General features: G+C 67.5%; 22 protein-coding genes, 2 tRNA genes and 1 pseudogene. 21 read left to right on the forward strand and 4 right to left on the reverse strand.

Annotation, left to right across the window (positions count from 1 at the left end):
• Positions 1–19 precede the first annotated feature (19 nt).
• The 4 genes from AC0QTQ_RS05985 to AC0QTQ_RS06000 all read left to right on the forward strand — a co-directional run bounded on the left by AC0QTQ_RS05985 (position 20) and on the right by AC0QTQ_RS06000 (position 3,741).
• Positions 20–1,285 (forward strand): ABC transporter substrate-binding protein, encoded by a 1,266-nt coding sequence (locus tag AC0QTQ_RS05985; RefSeq protein ID WP_121530433.1) that lies wholly within the window; start codon positions 20–22, stop codon positions 1,283–1,285.
• Positions 1,286–1,355: 70 nt separating this feature from the next.
• On the forward strand, positions 1,356–2,210 hold the full coding sequence (locus AC0QTQ_RS05990; RefSeq protein ID WP_121530434.1) for an ABC transporter permease: 855 nt from the start codon (positions 1,356–1,358) through the stop codon (positions 2,208–2,210).
• A 1-nt stretch (position 2,211) separates the two neighbouring features.
• Positions 2,212–3,048: an ABC transporter permease gene (locus AC0QTQ_RS05995; RefSeq protein ID WP_480258702.1), complete on the forward strand. Its 837-nt coding sequence runs from the start codon at positions 2,212–2,214 to the stop codon at positions 3,046–3,048.
• 27 nt (positions 3,049–3,075) lie between these two features.
• Positions 3,076–3,741 carry an aspartate/glutamate racemase family protein gene (locus AC0QTQ_RS06000; protein WP_480258703.1) on the forward strand — a complete coding sequence of 222 codons (666 nt, stop codon included), beginning with the start codon at positions 3,076–3,078 and terminating at the stop codon, positions 3,739–3,741.
• 262 nt (positions 3,742–4,003) lie between these two features.
• Here the strand turns inward: AC0QTQ_RS06000 and AC0QTQ_RS06005 are convergent.
• Positions 4,004–4,078, reverse strand: a tRNA-Thr gene (locus tag AC0QTQ_RS06005).
• Between the two features lie 115 nt (positions 4,079–4,193).
• On the opposite strand from AC0QTQ_RS06005, the gene AC0QTQ_RS06010 reads away from it, so the two are divergent.
• From AC0QTQ_RS06010 to AC0QTQ_RS06085, 16 genes are all read left to right on the forward strand, one after another.
• The gene (locus tag AC0QTQ_RS06010; protein WP_113901141.1) at positions 4,194–4,379 is read left to right on the forward strand and encodes a hypothetical protein; all 186 of its coding nucleotides are present in this window, start codon (positions 4,194–4,196) and stop codon (positions 4,377–4,379) included.
• Positions 4,380–5,648 carry a UDP-N-acetylglucosamine 1-carboxyvinyltransferase gene (gene murA / locus AC0QTQ_RS06015; protein ID WP_480258704.1) on the forward strand — a complete coding sequence of 423 codons (1,269 nt, stop codon included), beginning with the start codon at positions 4,380–4,382 and terminating at the stop codon, positions 5,646–5,648.
• Positions 5,648–6,562, forward strand: a complete 915-nt coding sequence (locus AC0QTQ_RS06020; protein WP_480258705.1) for a GIY-YIG nuclease family protein — start codon at positions 5,648–5,650, stop codon at positions 6,560–6,562. Before murA ends, AC0QTQ_RS06020 begins: the two co-directional genes overlap by 1 nt.
• Positions 6,559–7,038: a DUF2948 family protein gene (locus AC0QTQ_RS06025; RefSeq protein WP_121530439.1), complete on the forward strand. Its 480-nt coding sequence runs from the start codon at positions 6,559–6,561 to the stop codon at positions 7,036–7,038. The genes AC0QTQ_RS06020 and AC0QTQ_RS06025 overlap by 4 nt, the downstream gene beginning before the upstream one ends.
• Complete coding sequence (locus AC0QTQ_RS06030; protein ID WP_480258707.1) at positions 7,035–7,511, forward strand: GNAT family N-acetyltransferase; 477 nt, start codon at positions 7,035–7,037, stop codon at positions 7,509–7,511. The genes AC0QTQ_RS06025 and AC0QTQ_RS06030 overlap by 4 nt, the downstream gene beginning before the upstream one ends.
• 194 nt (positions 7,512–7,705) lie before the next feature.
• Positions 7,706–9,037 carry a histidinol dehydrogenase gene (gene hisD / locus AC0QTQ_RS06035; protein ID WP_480258709.1) on the forward strand — a complete coding sequence of 444 codons (1,332 nt, stop codon included), beginning with the start codon at positions 7,706–7,708 and terminating at the stop codon, positions 9,035–9,037.
• Entirely contained in the window at positions 9,037–9,516 is a 480-nt protein-coding gene (locus tag AC0QTQ_RS06040) for a UPF0262 family protein (RefSeq protein WP_480258710.1), read from the forward strand. Before hisD ends, AC0QTQ_RS06040 begins: the two co-directional genes overlap by 1 nt.
• Positions 9,513–9,974 (forward strand): arsenate-mycothiol transferase ArsC, encoded by a 462-nt coding sequence (locus tag AC0QTQ_RS06045; protein WP_480258711.1) that lies wholly within the window; start codon positions 9,513–9,515, stop codon positions 9,972–9,974. Before AC0QTQ_RS06040 ends, AC0QTQ_RS06045 begins: the two co-directional genes overlap by 4 nt.
• Before the next feature lie 109 nt (positions 9,975–10,083).
• Positions 10,084–10,491, forward strand: a complete 408-nt coding sequence (locus AC0QTQ_RS06050; RefSeq protein ID WP_480258712.1) for a ketosteroid isomerase-related protein — start codon at positions 10,084–10,086, stop codon at positions 10,489–10,491.
• Entirely contained in the window at positions 10,491–11,075 is a 585-nt protein-coding gene (locus AC0QTQ_RS06055) for a GNAT family N-acetyltransferase (RefSeq protein ID WP_480258713.1), read from the forward strand. Before AC0QTQ_RS06050 ends, AC0QTQ_RS06055 begins: the two co-directional genes overlap by 1 nt.
• A 5-nt stretch (positions 11,076–11,080) precedes the next feature.
• Positions 11,081–11,974, forward strand: a complete 894-nt coding sequence (locus AC0QTQ_RS06060; protein ID WP_480259199.1) for a carbon-nitrogen hydrolase family protein — start codon at positions 11,081–11,083, stop codon at positions 11,972–11,974.
• Positions 11,975–12,055: 81 nt separating this feature from the next.
• On the forward strand, positions 12,056–12,274 hold the full coding sequence (gene infA / locus AC0QTQ_RS06065) for a translation initiation factor IF-1 (protein ID WP_036636451.1): 219 nt from the start codon (positions 12,056–12,058) through the stop codon (positions 12,272–12,274).
• Positions 12,271–12,834, forward strand: a complete 564-nt coding sequence (locus AC0QTQ_RS06070) for a Maf family protein (RefSeq protein WP_480258714.1) — start codon at positions 12,271–12,273, stop codon at positions 12,832–12,834. Before infA ends, AC0QTQ_RS06070 begins: the two co-directional genes overlap by 4 nt.
• Positions 12,831–13,871: a ribonuclease E/G gene (locus tag AC0QTQ_RS06075; protein WP_480258715.1), complete on the forward strand. Its 1,041-nt coding sequence runs from the start codon at positions 12,831–12,833 to the stop codon at positions 13,869–13,871. The genes AC0QTQ_RS06070 and AC0QTQ_RS06075 overlap by 4 nt, the downstream gene beginning before the upstream one ends.
• Complete coding sequence (gene yacG, locus AC0QTQ_RS06080; RefSeq protein ID WP_480258716.1) at positions 13,868–14,053, forward strand: DNA gyrase inhibitor YacG; 186 nt, start codon at positions 13,868–13,870, stop codon at positions 14,051–14,053. The genes AC0QTQ_RS06075 and yacG overlap by 4 nt, the downstream gene beginning before the upstream one ends.
• Positions 14,054–14,241: 188 nt before the next feature.
• A tRNA-Phe gene (locus tag AC0QTQ_RS06085) sits at positions 14,242–14,317 on the forward strand.
• A 791-nt stretch (positions 14,318–15,108) separates the two neighbouring features.
• Here AC0QTQ_RS06085 and AC0QTQ_RS06090 read toward each other — a convergent pair.
• The 3 genes and pseudogenes from AC0QTQ_RS06090 to AC0QTQ_RS06100 all read right to left on the reverse strand — a co-directional run.
• On the reverse strand, positions 15,109–15,363 hold the full coding sequence (locus tag AC0QTQ_RS06090) for a hypothetical protein (RefSeq protein ID WP_480258717.1): 255 nt from the start codon (positions 15,361–15,363) through the stop codon (positions 15,109–15,111).
• A 102-nt stretch (positions 15,364–15,465) separates the two neighbouring features.
• Complete coding sequence (locus AC0QTQ_RS06095) at positions 15,466–15,699, reverse strand: transposase (RefSeq protein ID WP_480258718.1); 234 nt, start codon at positions 15,697–15,699, stop codon at positions 15,466–15,468.
• A gap of 120 nt (positions 15,700–15,819) precedes the next feature.
• Positions 15,820–16,128, reverse strand: a pseudogene (locus tag AC0QTQ_RS06100) (IS3 family transposase); the annotation flags it as partial.
• 461 nt (positions 16,129–16,589) lie between these two features.
• Between AC0QTQ_RS06100 and AC0QTQ_RS06105 the strand changes: the two are divergent.
• Positions 16,590–17,075, forward strand: coding sequence for a fasciclin domain-containing protein (locus tag AC0QTQ_RS06105; RefSeq protein WP_480258719.1), 486 nt, complete (start codon positions 16,590–16,592; stop codon positions 17,073–17,075).
• Positions 17,076–17,143 lie beyond the last annotated feature (68 nt).

A 17,143-nucleotide genomic window follows, 5' to 3' on the forward strand; every position in this document is an offset into this window, starting at 1 on the left:
CAACAGAGAGGAATTTCCCATGTCGAAGATGCGTTACTCGCGCCGCTCCATCCTGAAATCGGGCGCCGCCGTCGCCGCCGCCTCGGCGCTTCCGGCGCCGATGATCTGGGCGCAGGAGATCAAGAACATCACCCTGCGCCAGTTCGGCACCGGCGTGTCGAACCTGAACGAGGTCGGCCAGAAGGTGAAGGAAGAGCTCGGCTTCACGCTCGAGATGACCGCGCTTGACAGCGACAGCGTCACGCAGCGCGCCGCGACCCAGCCCGACAGCTTCGACATCGCCGACATCGAATACTGGATCTGCAAGAAGGTCTGGCCGACCGGCAACCTGCAGGCGATGGATACGACCAAGATCAAGAATTACGACAAGATCGTCGGCATCTTCAAGGATGGCAAGCTGACCCCGGAAAGCGTTGTCGCGCAGGGCACCGCGCCGAACACCGTGGGCTTCGTCGAAGGCCCGGGCTCGACCGCCTTCGCCAAGGAACAGACGCAGTGGATGACGCTGATCCCGACGATCTACAACGCCGACACGCTGGGCATCCGCCCCGACCTGATCGGCCGTCCGATCGAAAGCTGGGCGGAGCTGCTGAACCCCGAGTTCAAGGGCAAGGCCTCGATCCTCGACATCTCCTCGATCGGGATCATGGACATGGCGATGGTCTGCGAGGCCTCGGGCAAGATCAAGTACGGCGACAAGGGCAACATGACCCGTGCCGAGATCGACCAGACCATCGCGATCTTCACCGAGGCGAAGAAAGCCGGCCAGTTCCGCGCCTTCTGGAAGTCGTTCGACGAGTCGGTGAACCTGATGGCCTCGGGCGAGGTGGTGATCCAGTCGATGTGGTCGCCCGCCGTCACCGCGGTGAAGTCGCGCGGCATTCCTTGCGTGTTCCAGCCGCTGAAGGAAGGTTATCGCGCCTGGGGCGGCGGGCTCGGCCTGTCGAAGTCGCTGACCGGCATGCAGCTTGATGCCGCCTATGAATACATCAACTGGTATCTCTCGGGCTGGGTCGGCGCCTTCCTGATGCGTCAGGGCTATTACTCGGCGGTGCCGGCGACCTCGAAGGACTTCATGACGCCGAACGAATGGGGCTACTGGTTCGAAGGCAAGCCCGCGGCCGAGGATATCGCCGACCCGTTCGGCAAGGTCATGGCCAAGGCCGGCGAGAGCCGCGACGGCGGCTCGTTCTACGAGCGCATGGGCCATGTCGCATGCTGGAACTCGGTGATGGACGAGAACCAGTACATGGTCCGCAAGTGGAACGAGTTCATCGCCTCGTGATGAACCGCGCGGGGGGCGCGCGGCCCCCCGCATCCCCCCGCGAGTATTTGGCCAAGGAAAAGGGCGCGTCATGGCGGTTTCACGCAATCTGCAGGGCTGGCTTCTGGCCGCGCCGCTCACCGCGGTGCTGGCGGGCTTCCTGGTGCTGCCGATCCTCACCATCTTCATCGTGAGCTTCTGGCAGGCCACGGAATTCTCGATCATCCCGGCCTTCAGCCTCGAGAACTACCAGTTCCTGCTGACCTCTCCGGTGACCTATCAGGTGTTCTTCAAGACCTTCGTCTATGCCGCGCTGGTCTGGGGGCTGACGCTCGGCATCGGTTTCACCGTCGCCTATTACCTTGCCTTCCACATCCGGTCCGAGGCGACGCGGATGGTGCTGTTTTTGCTGTGCACCATTCCCTTCCTGACCTCGAACATCATCCGGATGATCTCCTGGATTCCCTTCCTCGGGCGCAACGGGCTGGCGAACCAGGCGCTGATGAGCCTCGGCATCGTCGATGCGCCGGTCGAGTGGCTGCTTTACTCCGATTTCTCGGTGGTGCTGGCCTTCGTGCACCTGAACACGCTGTTCATGATCACGCCCATCTTCAACACGATGATGCGCATCGACCGCAGCCTGGTCGAGGCGGCGCGCGACAATGGCGCCTCGGGGCGGCAGATCCTGACCCATGTCATCATCCCGCTCTCGAAGCCCGGGATCATGATCGGCACGATCTTCGTGCTGGCGCTGGTGATGGGCGATTTCATCACCGTGCGGTTCATGTCGGGCTCGCAATCGGCGAACGTCGGGCGGCTGATCTCGAATGACATCGCGCTGCTGCAATATCCCTCCGCCTCCGCCACCTCGATCGTGCTTCTGGCGGTCGTCCTTCTGATCATCGGCGCGCTGATGCGCTTCGTGAACATCCGCAAGGAGCTTTGACATGGAACCGCGTCCGCGCAGCTTCTACGCGCTCACCGCCTTCTTCGTGCTGTTCGTGATCTTCCTCTATGGCCCGACGATCACCATCGCGATCCTGTCCTTCCAGGGGCCGCAGGGCGGGCTGACCTTCCCGATGAACGGGGTCTCGACCTACTGGTTCCACAACCTGTTCGAGCAGCAGGCGGTGGGCGACATCTGGGGCTCGTTCCGCCGCTCCTTCGCGCTCGGGCTGATGGTGATGGTGGCGACCGTGGTGATCTCGGTGATGGCGGGGCTCGCCTTCCGCAAGCGCTTCCGCGGCTCGGCGGCGCTGTTCTATCTGACCATCGCCTCGCTGGTGATCCCCTCGATCCTCGTCTCGCTGGGCGTCGGGCTGATCTTCGACCGCTTCGGGCTGAAGGTGCACTGGGCGACCTCGGGGTTCGGCGCGCAGCTGACCTGGACGCTGCCCTTCGGCCTTCTGGTGATGTTCGCGGTCTTCAACCGCTTCAACCCCTCCTACGAGGAGGCGGCGCGCGATCAGGGCGCCAGCGCCTGGCAGACCTTTGCCCATGTCGTGCTGCCGATCATCTTCCCCTCGGTGGTGGGGGTGGCGCTGTTCGGCTTCTCGCTCAGCTATGACGAGTTTGCCCGCACGCTGCTGACTGCGGGCAGCTACAACACCCTGCCGCTCGAGATCTTCGGGATGACGACGAACGTGACGAAGCCGGTGATCTATGCGCTCGGCACGCTGACCACGGCCTTCTCGCTGCTGATCATCGGCGTCTTCCTGCTGGCCGTCTGGATCACCGCGCGGCGGCGGGCGCGGCGCATGGCGAGCCTCGCGAAGGCGGGCTGAGGCGCGGGCGCAGAACGGACGATTGAAATGAAACTGATCTTCATGAACCCCAATTCCACCGAGTCGATGACGCGGCAGGTGGTCGAGGTGGCGCGTGCCGCCGCCCCCGAGGCCGAGATCCTCGGCTGGACCAACACCGGCGGGCCGCCGGCGATCGAGGGGCCCGAGCACGGGCGCCAGGCGGTGGCGGGGCTGATGGCGATGCTGCCCGCGGCGCGCGCGGCCGGCGCCGATGTGCTGGTGATTGCCTGCTTCGACGATACCGGCCTGGGCGAGTTGCGCGCCGCCGCGCATTGCCCGGTGATCGGCATCGGGCAGGCGGCCTATCACATGGCCGCGCTGGTCGCCGGGCGGTTCTCGGTGGTGACGACGCTTGCCGTCTCGGTGCCGGTACTCGAGGACAACCTCGGCCGCTACGGGCTTGCGACAGGCTGCGTCTCGGTGCGGCCGAGCGGGCTGCCGGTGCTCGCCGTCGAGAAGGGCGGGGCAGCGGTGATCGCGCGGCTTGCCGAGGAGATGCAGGCCGCCCGCGCCGAGGGGGCGGGGGCGATCGCGCTTGGTTGCGCGGGCATGTGCGGGCTGCGCGGCGCGCTTGCGGCGCTGACCGACCTGCCGGTGATCGACGGCGTCGCCGCCGCGGCGAATCTCGGTCAGGCGATTGCGCGCACGGTCGGGGCCGGCACCGCGGCCTGAGCTCGGTCCTGACTTTCGCTCACTTTGACGCCGGGGCGTTCCTGCGCACCCCGGCGTCTTCGTGTCCGGAACATGCGGCCGACGCGGGAGGATTCGCGCTGGCCCCCTCTGCGCGGGGTGCTGGGGCCTTGCTGCGCGGCATTTCGCCGGCGGCGCGAAGGGACAGGCCGCGGTTGGCCCGGGCGCAAACGGCAAAAGCGGCGCAATCGCTTGCGAACAGCAGCGAACCCGGCCGATTTCACGTGGATTTTCAGGAGGAAGATGGTGCTGCAGGAGAGGATTGAACTCTCGACCTCTCCCTTACCAAGGGAGTGCTCTACCACTGAGCTACTGCAGCGCCGTTTCGGTCGGCGTCGACCGTGGGCGGGGATTTAGAGGACATCGCGCGGGGGCGCAAGGGCAAATTTTCACTCTCTCTCGACACATTTTTTCGGGCGGGGTAGAGAGGGCCAATGACAGAGGATACCCCCGAGAAGAAACCCGGCAAGGGCGGCGCGAAAGCTGCGCCCGAAACCCGCGAGGAACGGCTGCGTGCCGCGCTGCGGGCGAATCTCGCGCGGCGCAAGGCGCAGGCGCGCGGGCGGGCGGCGGATGCGGCCGAGACGGAATCGGGTCGGGGCGGGCAGGAGAACGAGTAGATGGATTCGATCATCGTACGCGGCAACGGGCCGCTTCACGGCCAGATCCCGATTGCCGGGGCCAAGAACGCCTGCCTCGCGCTGATGCCGGCGACGCTTCTGAGCGAGGAACCGCTGACGCTGACGAATGCGCCGCGGCTGAGCGACATTCGCACCATGACCGAGCTTCTGGCAAGCCTCGGCGCCGAGGTGACGGGGCTGCAGGACGGCAAGGTGCTGGCCACCTCCTGCCATGGCGAGATCAACCCGGTCGCCGATTACGACATCGTGCGGAAGATGCGCGCCTCGAATCTGGTGCTCGGCCCGCTGCTGGCGCGGCTTGGTCATGCGGTGGTGTCGCTGCCGGGCGGCTGCGCGATCGGCGCGCGGCCGATGGACATCCACATCGACGCGCTTTCGGCCCTGGGGGCCGAGATCGAGCTGAAGGAAGGCTATCTGCACGCAAAGGCGCTTGGCGGGCTGCGCGGCGCGGTGCACGAGATGCGATTCGCCTCGGTCGGTGCGACCGAGAACTTCCTGATGGCCGCGGTGCTGGCGAAGGGCACCTCGGTGCTGAAGAACGCCGCGCGCGAACCCGAGATCGTCGACCTTGCCCGCTGCCTGCGCGCGATGGGGGCCGAGATCGAGGGCGAGGGCAGCTCGACCATCACCATCCAGGGCGTCGACCGGCTGCATGGTGCGACCCACCCTGTGGTCACCGACCGCATCGAGCTTGGCACCTACATGCTCGCCCCGGCGATCTGCGGTGGCGAGGTCGAATGCCTCGGCGGCAAGATCGAGCTGGTCGAGAGCTTCTGCGAGAAGCTCGACGCGGCCGGGGTCTCGGTCGAGGAGACGGCGACCGGGCTGAAGGTGAAGCGCAAGAACGGCCGGATCCGCGCCGTCGACGTGGTGACCGAGCCCTTCCCGGGCTTCCCGACCGACCTGCAGGCGCAGATGATGGCACTGCTTGCCACCGCCGACGGGACCTCGGTCCTCGAGGAGAAGATCTTCGAGAACCGCTTCATGCACGCGCCCGAGCTGATGCGCATGGGCGCACGGATCGAGGTGCAGGGCGGTCAGGCGACGGTGCATGGCGTCGAGCGGCTGAAGGGCGCGCGGGTGATGGCGACCGACCTGCGGGCCTCGGTGTCGCTGATCCTTGCCGGGCTGGCGGCCGAGGGCGAGACCGTGGTCAGCCGCGTCTACCACCTCGACCGCGGCTATGAACGGGTCGAGGAAAAGCTCGGCGCGGTCGGCGCCAAGATCGAGCGGGTGAAGGGCGAGTGATGGCGCAGGGCCGGTCGCTTGAGCTTTTCTTCGTCGACGGCAACCCCGAGGGGATGCAGACGGCAGAGGTGTTCAACTGGACCGGCCATGTCCTGTACTTCCCGCGCACGCAGATCGCCGCGGCGCTGAGCCGGCCCGCTGCGCGGCACACCGGCGTCTATGTCCTGCTGGGCGAGGGCGAGACCGGGCCGCTTGCCTATATCGGCGAGAGCGAGGACGTGTCGCAGCGGATCCGCAGCCATGACGTGCAGAAGGATTTCTGGACCCATGCGGCGCTGATCACCACCCAGGCGAACAACCTGCACAAGGCGCATGTGAAATACCTCGAGGCGCGGCTGATCGAGGAGGCGAAGCGGATCGGCCGGATGCCGCTCGAGAACAGCACCGCCCCGGCGCGCCCGGGCCTCTCCGAAGCCGCCCGTGCCAATATGGAAGAGTTCCTCGAGACCCTGTTCATCGTGCTGCCGGCGCTGCGCATCGACATGTTTGTGGAACGGAAACGGCCCGCTGTTGTGCCGCCGGCCGAGCTGGAACAGCGTGCAAGGGGGGAGGCGGTCGAAGGGCCGCTCTTTCGGCTGTCGGCGCCGCGCGCGGGCTTGACGGCGCAGGCGCGCCTTGTGCTTGGTGAGTTCGTGGTGGAAGCTGGCACCCATGCGCGCGGGAACTGGACTGGTGTGGACTATGCCACTTACAAGGGGCTTTACACCGAGTTGAGGCAGTCCGGCGTGCTTGTTCCCGAGGGGGACTTCTGTGTCTTCGCCGAGAATTACGCCTTCGCGAGCCCTTCGGCCGCGGCTTCGGTGATCCTCGGGCGCGCTGCGAACGGCACGCTGGAGTGGAAGACCCCGGAGGGGAAGACCTACAAGGAATGGGAGGCCGAGACGCTCTCGGTGCTGCCGCAGGAGGACGCATGACGACCGACGCGCGATTCGAGGACGGGGCAGAGGGGGCGCTCGCGCTGCGGGCCGAGACGGCGGAGGACCTGAAGGTCATCGCCGCGCTGGTGCAGGACGCGGTCTTCTCCACTGCCGACATCGCCTGGGAGGCGAAGGCGCGCCGGCTGGTGGTGCTCGTCAACCGCTTCCGCTGGGAAGACAAGGCCGCGGCCGAGGCGGAAAAGCGCCCCTACGAGCGGGTGCGGGCGCTTCTGGTGATCTCGGGCGTCACCGGCATCGCCTCGCAGGGGATCGACCGCAAGGATCCCGATCTCGTGCTGTCGCTCCTTGATCTCGGCTGGGAGCCGGGCGAGGACCCCGCCGGTCGCGTGCTGCTGACGCTGGCGGGCGACGGCGCGATTGCGATCTCGACCGAATGCCTCGAGGTCGACCTGCACGACGTGACGCGTCCCTACCGCGCCGTCTCGGGCGCCGCACCGCATCATCCCGAATGATCCGCGCGGCCCGCCCCGAGGATGCCGCACGGATCTCCGAGGTTCTGGTGGCCTCGATCACCGGGCTTTGCGCGGCCGACCACCACGATGACCCGGCGCGGATCGCCCGATGGCTCGCGGACAAGACCCCCGAGGGCGTCGCGGCGATGATCGCCGTGCCGGGCGGACGGCTCTATGTCGCGGGGCGCGGGCGGATCGAGGCGGTCGGCGCGATCGACTGGGCGGGGCAGGCGCCGGACACCGGCAAGATCACCTTGCTCTATGTCGATCCCGAGGCCCGCAGGCAGGGGCTGTCGGCGGCGCTGCTGGCGGCGATGGAGGCGGAACTCGTGGCGATGGGGCGCACGAACGGCCTGCTCACCGCCACCGCGACGGCCTTCGCCTTTTACCGCCACCACGGCTGGCACGCCGCGGGCCCGGCACGCGAGGGGCGCTGGATCCTCGGTCATCCGATGCGCAAGACGCTGGGCTGAGCCGGCGAGCCACAGGTGCTTTCCTGGTGGAAATACTCTCGGGGGTCCGGGGCGAGCCCCCCGGTGGCGTCTCGGGCCGAGCCGTCGCATGCGTATTTGAACCAGGAAAAAGCACGGGGCGCAGGGCAGGGGACACGAGTGCTTGCCCCGCGCGCGGCAAGGCCTTAATCCCTTGGGCAAGAAGGAGCCTCCCCATGCCGCATTTCCTTGCCACCGCCGACGCCGATTTCGAGACCCGCTTCACCGCGCTTCTGGGGATGAAGCGCGAGGACAGCCCCGATGTCGATGCGGCCGTCGCCGCGATCATCGCCGATGTGCGCACGCGCGGCGATGCGGCGGTGATCGAGCTGACCGAGAAATTCGACCGGCTGTCGCTGACCCCGGAAACCCTCGCCTTCTCGCCTGCTGAGATGGAGGCGGAAATTGCCAAGGTGCCGGCGGCCGAGCGTGCCGCACTCGAGCTCGCGGCAGAGCGGATCCGCACCTATCACGCGCGGCAGATGCCGCTGGCCGAGGAACGCTGGAGCGAACCCAACGGCGCCGAGCTTGGCTGGCGCTGGACGCCGGTCTCGGCGGCGGGGCTTTACGTGCCGGGCGGGCTGGCCTCCTATCCGTCCTCGGTGCTGATGAATGCGATTCCGGCCAAGGTCGCCGGGGTCGAGCGGCTGGTCATCGCCTGCCCGACGCCCGGGGGCGCGGTGAATCCGCTGGTGCTGCTCGCGGCGCGGCTTGCGGGCGTCGACACCGTCTACCGCATCGGCGGCGCGCAGGCGATTGCGGCGCTCGCCTATGGCACGGCGACGATCACCCCGGTCGACAAGATCACCGGGCCGGGCAACGCCTTTGTCGCCGCGGCGAAGCGGCGCGTCTTCGGCAAGGTCGGCATCGACATGATTGCCGGCCCCTCCGAGATTCTGGTGATCGCCGACGGCACCGCCAACCCCGACTGGGTGGCGATCGACCTGCTCAGCCAGGCCGAACACGACCAGTCGGCGCAGGCGCTGCTGCTGACGCCCGATGCGGGCTTTGCGACGGAGGTCGTCGCGGCGCTGGAAAAACGGCTTGCCACGCTTGAGCGGCGCGAGATCGCCGGCGCCAGCTGGCGCGATTTCGGCACCGTCATCGTCACCCGCGACCTGAGCGAGGCGGCGGCGCTGTCGAACCGCGTCGCGCCCGAGCACCTCGAACTGTGCGTTGCAGATCCCGAGGCGCTAAGCGCCGAGATCACCCATGCCGGCGCGATCTTCCTTGGCCAATGGACGCCCGAGGCGATCGGCGATTACGTCGGCGGGCCGAACCACGTTCTGCCCACGGCGCGTTCGGCGCGCTTCTCCTCGGGGCTGAGCGCGATGGACTTCCTCAAGCGCACCACGCTTGCCAGGATGACGCCCGAGGCGCTGCGCGCGATCGGTCCCTCGGCCGAGATCCTCGCCACCTCGGAAAGCCTGCAGGCGCATGGCCTGTCGGTGCGTGCCCGGCTTGATGCGCTGAACTGCGCCGAGGCGCTGAAGGAAGGGGACGCCTGATGGCCCGCATCACCCGTCTCGAGATCGATGACAGCGGCCTGCCGGCCCCCGCCCCGGAAATCGAGCAGGAGCGCCGCGTCGCGGTCTTCGACCTGCTCGAGGACAACAGCTTCACCCTCCCGGGCCGCGACGGCGCCCCGCCGCCCGAGGGCCCCTTCGCGCTGACGCTTGCGGTGCGCGACGGCCGGCTGGTCTTCGATACCGCCACCGAGGCGGGCGCGAAGGTGGCCGAGTTCCACCTCAGCTTCGGCCCGTTCCGGCAGGCGGTGAAGGATTACTTCCAGATCTGCGCCAGCTATTTCGACGCGGTGAAGAAGCTGCCGCCGAGCCAGATCGAGGCGATCGACATGGCCCGGCGCGGCATCCACAACGAGGGCGCGCGGATCCTGCAGGAGCGGCTCGAGGGCAAGGCCGAGCTCGACATCGACACCGCGCGCCGTCTTTTCACTCTCGTCTGTGTTCTTACCCCGGTAAAATGATGGCGTCGCTTCCCCATTCGGTCCTGTTCTGCTGCGACCACAACGCCACGCGTTCGCCGATGGCCGAGGGGATGATGAAGAAGTTCTATGGCCGCGAGGTCTATGTGCAGTCGGTGGGGGTGAAGTCGGATCTGGAGATCGACGGCTTCACCATCGCCGTGTGCCACGAGATCGGCATCGACCTGACACGCCACCGCGCCCGCGATTTCAACGAGCTGTCGGATTTCGGCGACGAGATCGAATCCTTCGATCTGGTGGTGGCGCTGACGCCGGCCTCGCGCGCGCTGGCCGAAGAGGCGGCGCGGGTGCATCACGTCTCGGTCGAGTATTGGCCGATCAACGACCCGACCGGGGTGGGCGAGGGGCGCGAGGCGCGGCTCGCCGCCTATCGGCTGACCCGCGATCAGATCCGCGCCCATATGGTCGAGCGCTTCGGCCCGCCGAAGCAGCCGATCTGAGCCGCTGTCCCCGCGACGGTTTCGCGCGCCCCGACGTCGGTTGCGGGGTTTGACGCGGGGCCTTGCGCATGCCACATCTCGGTCAGTTCCATCCGACCGGAGTTCGCCCATGCCCCGCGCCGAGGCCCTTGCCGCCGTCACCCGCTATTACGAGGCCTTCAATGCCGGCGACACCGCCGCGATGGAAGCGCTGATCGCCGACGAGTTCGAGCATCACGTGAACGAGGGCGAGATCCGCCGCGGCGCCGAGGCCTTCCGCGCCTTCAACGCCCACATGACGCGCTGCTACCGCGAGCATCTGGCCGATGTCGTGGTGATGGCGAATGACGCGGGCACCCGCGCGGCGGCCGAATTCGTCGTCCATGGCGTCTATCTCGAGACCGACGACGGCCTGCCCGAGGCGCGCGGGCAGAAATACGTGCTGCCGGCCGGCGCCTTCCTCAGCCTGAAGGACGGCCGCATCACCCGGGTGACGACCTATTACAACCTTTCCGACTGGGTCCGGCAGGTCAGCTGATGGTCGAGGTCCGCAGCCTGACCGGCGCAGCGCTCGACGCGGCGCTTGACGACGTGGCGCGGCTGCGCATCGCGGTGTTCCGCGACTGGCCTTACCTTTACGACGGCTCGCTCGACTACGAGCGGCGCTATCTTGAAAGCTATCGCGCCTCGGAGACGGCGGTGGTGGTCGGCGCCTTCGATGGCGCGCGGCTTGTCGGCGCCGCGACCGGCACGCCGCTCGAGGATCACGCCGAGGATTTCGCCGCCCCCTTCGCGGACACCGGGCTGCCGCTCGAGGCGGTCTTCTATTGCGCCGAGTCGGTGCTGCTGCCCGAGTATCGCGGCCATGGCCTCGGCCACGCCTTCTTCGACGCGCGCGAGGCTCATGCCCGGGCGCTTGGCCGTAGCTTTTCCGCCTTCTGCTCGGTGATGCGGTCGGCCGATCACCCGATGCGGCCCGCGGACTATCGCCCGCTCGACGGGTTCTGGCGCAAGCGCGGCTACGAGCCGATGCCGGGCGTCGTCGCGCGGTTCCGCTGGACCGATCTCGGCGACGGTGAACAGACCGAAAAACCGCTGCAATTCTGGGGGCGAGCGCTGTGAGACATGTGACCGTGGCGGCCGCCGCCTATCCCTTCGATCAGGTCGCCGATGTCGCGCAATGGGCGGCGAAGACGCGGGCCTGGGTGCAGCAGGCGGTGCTGAAGGGCGCCGATCTGCTGGTCTTTCCCGAATACGCGGCGATGGAGCTTGCGGCGCTTGGCGGGGCGCAGGTCGCGGCCGATCTCGAGGCCGCGCTGAACGAGGTGGTGCGCCACCGCGCCGCGATGGAGGCGACCTTCGAAGGGCTGGCGATCGAGTTCGGGCTGACGATCCTCGCCCCCTCGGGCCCGGTGATCGAGGGCGGGCGGCGGCTGAACCGCGCCACGCTCTTCGGCCCGGCAGGGCGCATCGGCCATCAGGACAAGGCGATGATGACCCGTTTCGAGCGCGAGGAGTGGTCGGTCGAGGCGGGCGCGGGGCTGACGCTTTTCGACACCGCGCTTGGCCGCATCGGCGTGCTGATCTGCTATGACAGCGAATTCCCGCTGCTGGCCCGGGCACTCGCCGAGGCGGGGGCCGAGATCCTTCTTGTCCCGTCCTGCACCGACACCGAGGCGGGCTTCTGGCGGGTGCGCGTGGGCGCCATGGCGCGCGCGCTTGAAAGCCAGTGCGTCGTCGTGCAGGCGCCGACCGTGGGCGAGGCGCTGTGGTGCCCGGCGATCGACGTGAACCGGGGCGCGGCGGCGATCTACGGCCCCTCGGACACAGGCTGGCCGGCGACGGGCGTGATTGCCGAGGGCGCGATGGACGAGCCCGGCTGGGTCGTCGCCACCGTCGATCTGGATCAGGTCGCCGCGAGTCGTTCGGGCGGTGCCGTGCTGCCCTTCGCGCATTGGCCCGAACAGGCGGCGCAGGCCGCGCGCCTTCACGTCGCACCGGAAAAGCTCCGCGACGCTTGACATTCTCCTTGAATTTTGCCGCTTCACGGCGCATGTATCGCGCGCCCGCGGAATCTGGCGGGTGTGTCTTCAGGAGTGAACATGGCCAAGGAAGAAATGCTCGAATTCCCCGGCGTCGTGAAGGAACTCCTGCCGAACGCGACTTTCCGGGTCGAACTCGAGAACGGCCATGAAATCATCGCGCATATGGCAGGCAAGATGCGGAAGAACCGCATCCGGGTCCTCGCGGGCGACAAGGTTCAGGTGGAAATGAACACCTACGATCTGTCGAAAGGCCGCATCAACTACCGCTTCAAGTGAAGCTTATCCTCGGTTCCGCAAGCCCGCGCCGACGGGAGCTTCTGGGCCAGCTTGGGCTGGTCCCGGACGAGGTGCGCGCGCCCGACATCGACGAGACGCCGCAGCGCGGCGAGCTTGCGCGCGATTACGTCGCGCGGATGGCGCGCGAGAAGGCCGCCGTGCTTGATTGCGCGGCGGACGAGGTGATCCTCACCGCCGACACCACCGTGACCTGCGGCCGGCGCATCCTCGGCAAGCCTGGCGACGAGAAGGAGGCGGCCGAGTTCCTCTGGCTGCTGTCCGGCCGGCGCCATCACGTGCTGACCGCCATCGCCGTGCGCAGCGCCACCGGCCTGCGCGAGCGGCTGGTCGACACGATCGTGAAATTCCGCCCGCTCTCGAACGCCGAGGTGAACGGCTATCTCGCCTCGGGCGAGTGGCAGGGCAAGGCCGGCGGCTATGCCATCCAGGGCCGCGCCGGCGCCTTCGTGCCCTGGATCCAGGGCTCCTTTACCGGCGTCGTCGGCCTGCCGCTGGCCGAGACCGCGCTGCTTCTGAACGCGGTAGGGGTGAGCGCATGAAGGGCCGCATCGTCGTTTTGGGAGAGCTGCACGGGCTCGAAGCCGCGGCGCTGATGGTCGATGGCCGGCTCGAGGATCTGCTCCTCGACAGCTCGGACGCGGTGACGCTCGCGCCCGGAGCGATCTGCCGCGGCAAGGTCGAGCGGCAGATGAAGGGGCAGGGCGGTGTGTTCCTGCGCCTGCCGGGCGGCGAGAAGGGCTTCCTGCGCGAGGCGCGGGGCCTGACCCCGGGGCAGGGCGTCGTGGTGCAGGTCACCGGCGGCACCGAACCCGGCAAGGCGCTTCCGGTCTCGCTGCGGCTGCTGTTCAAGGGCCGTTACGGCATCGTCACCCCCGGTGCGCCGGGGCTGAACGTCTCGCGCCGGATCCAGGACGAGGATCTGCGCGACGGTCTGCAGGCGATTGCCGCGGTGGTGATGGAAGGCTCCGAGATGGGGCTGATCCTCCGCTCGGCCTGTGCCGAGGCCGAGGAGGGCGAGATCGTCGAGGACATCGCCGCGCTGCGCGAGCTGGCCGAGGCGGTGACCGGCGACAGCACGGGCGAGCCCGAGCTGCTGGTCGATGCGCCGAGCCCGCAGGAAGAGGCCTGGCGCGAATGGGCCGACCCCGCCCCCGAGGAGGTGGTCGAGGGCATGGCAGAGCATGGCGTGCCGGAAGCGGTCGATGTGCTGCTGTCGCCGCGGGTCGATCTGACCGGTGGCGGCCACATGATGATCGAGCCCACCCGCGCGCTGATCGCGGTCGATGTCAACACCGGCGCCGATACCTCGCCGGCTGCCAGCCTCAAGGCGAATATCGCCGCTGCGCGCGAGCTGCCGCGGCAGCTGCGGCTGCGTGGCCTCGGCGGTCAGGTGGTGGTCGATTTCGCGCCGATTCCGAAGAAGGACCGCGCCGCGCTGGAACAGCAGCTGCGCGCCGCCTTCAAGGGCGAGGCCGCCGAGACCAGCCTTGCCGGCTGGACCCCGCTCGGTCTTTACGAGCTGGTGCGCAAGCGCGACCGCGTGGCGCTGGCGGCGCTTCTGGAGGGGCGGGCATGAGCTGCCCGATCTGCGGCAAGGAAAGCGCCGAGAAATACCGCCCGTTCTGCTCGAAACGCTGTGCCGACATCGACCTTGCGCGCTGGCTGAACGGGTCCTACGTGATTCCGGGCGATCTGGCTGAGGAAGAGGAACGCGCCCCCGAAGGCCCGCCCGGCGGGGTCTCCGACCGGCCGCACTGAACCCGGCCAAGCCCCTGAAATGCCCGCCTTTCGGCGGCGAAAGGCCCTCCCGACGGAGGGCCTTTGGGTTTTCAGGGGAGGGGGTGAATTTTCCTGCGCGCGGGACGAAAAAATCCGCAAAATCCTCTGGACAGCCCCCGCCCGCTCCAGTAGGAAGCCCACACCAACGCCGGACTAAACGGCACGGTGCCCAGATAGCTCAGTTGGTAGAGCAGCGGATTGAAAATCCGCGTGTCGCTGGTTCGATTCCGGCTCTGGGCACCACTTAAAACCCCAATAAATGTTGACTTAGATGGCTCCGCCTCCGATCGTGGCGTCTCTGTTTTTCTTGCCTGGGCTACAAAACGCGTGCCCTTGAAAGCCGTAGCGCGGCCACCGCGACTTGCCGCCAGTCGGGGCCGACGCGCTGCGCAATCATGTCATGCTCGACACTTTCGCCCAGACGGATCCCGGCGTCGAACCTGTCCTCCACGCTATTGCGAAAGCCGCCGTCGACGCTCCGCTCCAGCCGGATGTCGTGAGCTCCTCCCCATCTCTTGGCCAGGAACTGGCGTAATTTAAGCTACACTCTGCCCCCGCTGGTCGGTTTCGATCTGGTTGAAGTTGGCCACGGCGGGCGGCTGTCCGCCATGGGCGGCGTGGGGCCGCTGGTGTTGTCGAAGGCGATCCCGCGCCCGACGTCCGCTTTCGCCCGAGAGCCGGTCCCCCATGCGTGCAGGTAGATGCGCTCATACCTCAGGGATCGCCAGCACCTTGCGGGTGAACCGGTCCATGATGACAACCAGGTAGCGGAATGAGCCATCGAGGCGCCACCGGTTGAAGCCCGATGGCGAATGCGTCGTATCGGCAGGTAGGTGGTGTCGGCGCACCAGACCTGGTTGGGCCGATCGACCCGCAGCCCGCCCAGCAGGGAGGGGCAGGTCATGTGCCCCTTCGCGGGCTTGCTGATGTCGGGCTTCTGGTCGATCGGCATCGTTTAGGGGGCTTGCGCCGCGCCACTGGCGCCACGGTCCCCTTCCCCATGAGCCGCGTCAGCCGCCGGATACGCTTCACATTCACGGCGTGGCCTTCGTGCACAGGTGCCAGGTCATCTGCTGGACGCCGTGGAACGGGGTTTCCGGGAGCTGCCGGTCGATCAGCCGCATGAGCGCCAGGTTCACCTCGGTCTCGCCCTGCGGTGCGTGGCAGAACGACGACCGCGAGATCGACGAGCCAGGCGGCTTTGCGCGCCGATCGACAGCGTCCGGTGGTTGCGTGCGATCCTCCCGTTCGGCATTGGTTCTCGGACCAATGCCGAACGAATGCCTCATCACTTGCGGTCCAGGGCTTGAGCTTTCGTGGCAAAGCTCAGGGTGGACCGTGGTCTCAGTGGGGCCACGCACGCCGCCCATGCCGTTGGCGACGGCCTGCTCTCAGATCTTGGCGTGCAGCGACCGCACCGTCTCCTCGTCGACTTCGGCCGTCTTCTTCCCGCCGCGGTCGAAGATCTTCGACGCCCCCTCGAGCAGAGCTTTCTTCCACCGATGGATCATCGTCGGATGCACACCGCATTCCGCGGCCAGCTCCGACACGGTGCGCTCGCCCTTCACGGCTTCCGGCGCCACGCGAGCCTTGACGCCAGCGTCATGGTTCCGGCGTTTCGACATGTTCCGATCTCCACGTTCCCGGAGACCAGCAGACGGCAGATCGCAGCTTCCGTCCCTGTCCGATTTTCGGGGGGGTACTCACATCTGAGGTCAGTTTGAGGTCGGCTGCGGCGATCAAGACTATGAATAGCCCCGAGTTTCGTAGTCGCCGTCGCGTCTCGTCCTCTGCTGCCGGTCGACCTCGGCGGGCGACAGCATGCCGTTCCTCGCATGCTTGCGCTCCGGATCGTGGAACATCTCGATGTCGTCGAACACATCCAGCCTCGCTTCTTCGCGTTTTCGGTAGGTCTGTCGTCTGATCCGCTCACGCGTCAGCAGGTTAAAGACGCTCTCGGCGACGGCATCGTCGTGACAATTGCCACGCCGGCTCATGGAATGCTCGAGATTGCGGGCGCGCAGAAACGCCGCCCAATCCATGCTGGTGAAGATGTCACGTTCCTCGGAGAACCGCGCCAGCTCCCGCTTCAGGCGCCGGATCTCGGCATCCATCCTCGCGAACCTGCGCTTCCCTGCATGGAGCGAGTGCTTGTTCCTCCCGAGCCGTTGCGAAACTTCGCCGACCGGATCACCCACCGCTCCGTGATCTGTGCGACCGCATCGCGCTTCAAGTCGTCAGTGAAATTGCCTGTGCCCATCAGGGCCACCCGGTCTCGAAGTGAGCGAAGAACGCATCCACGAAACATGGGGCCATCCACCGACTGATGGCGCCGCGCATCGACCTTGCCCCGCAGCCGCCGGCAGGCCCGGTCACGTCCGCGTGACATTGGCGACCTGGTGCGGCCATCGCACGGCGCGCGGTGATCCGCGCCGCCCTCGCCTGCGTAGACCATCACAGGACGGCGAGACGATGCCTCCTGACCCAAGCTTACAGAACACAGAGGAGTTTCCTGATGCTGCGCAAACTGATGCTGACGACCACCGCCACGCTGCTGCTCGCCGGGGCTGCCCTTGCCGGAGAGCAGAAGGCCGACATCGTCGACACCGCGGTCGCCGCGGGCGGGTTCAAGACGCTGGTTGCGGCGGTCGAGGCGGCCGGGCTGGTCGATACGCTCAAGGGCGAGGGCCCGTTCACCGTCTTCGCCCCGACCGATGCCGCCTTCGCCGCGCTGCCCGCGGGCACCGTCGAGACGCTGCTCAAGCCCGAGAACAAGGATCAGCTGGTCGGGATCCTGACCTATCACGTGGTGCCCGGGGCGGTGAAATCCTCCGACCTGAGCGAGGGCATGACCGCCGCCACCGTGCAGGGCGCGCCGGTGACCTTCTCGCTCAAGGACGGGGCGATGATCAACGATGCCAAGATCTCCACGGCCGATATCGAGGCCTCGAACGGTGTGATCCATGTGATCGACAAGGTGATCATGCCGCCGGCGAACTGATCGCGGTCCGGACAGACGAAAGGCCCCGGGGGTTTCCCGGGGCCTTTTTTTGTGCGCAGGGGCGGGTG

Source organism: Paenirhodobacter sp. YD-8, from assembly GCF_056590935.1.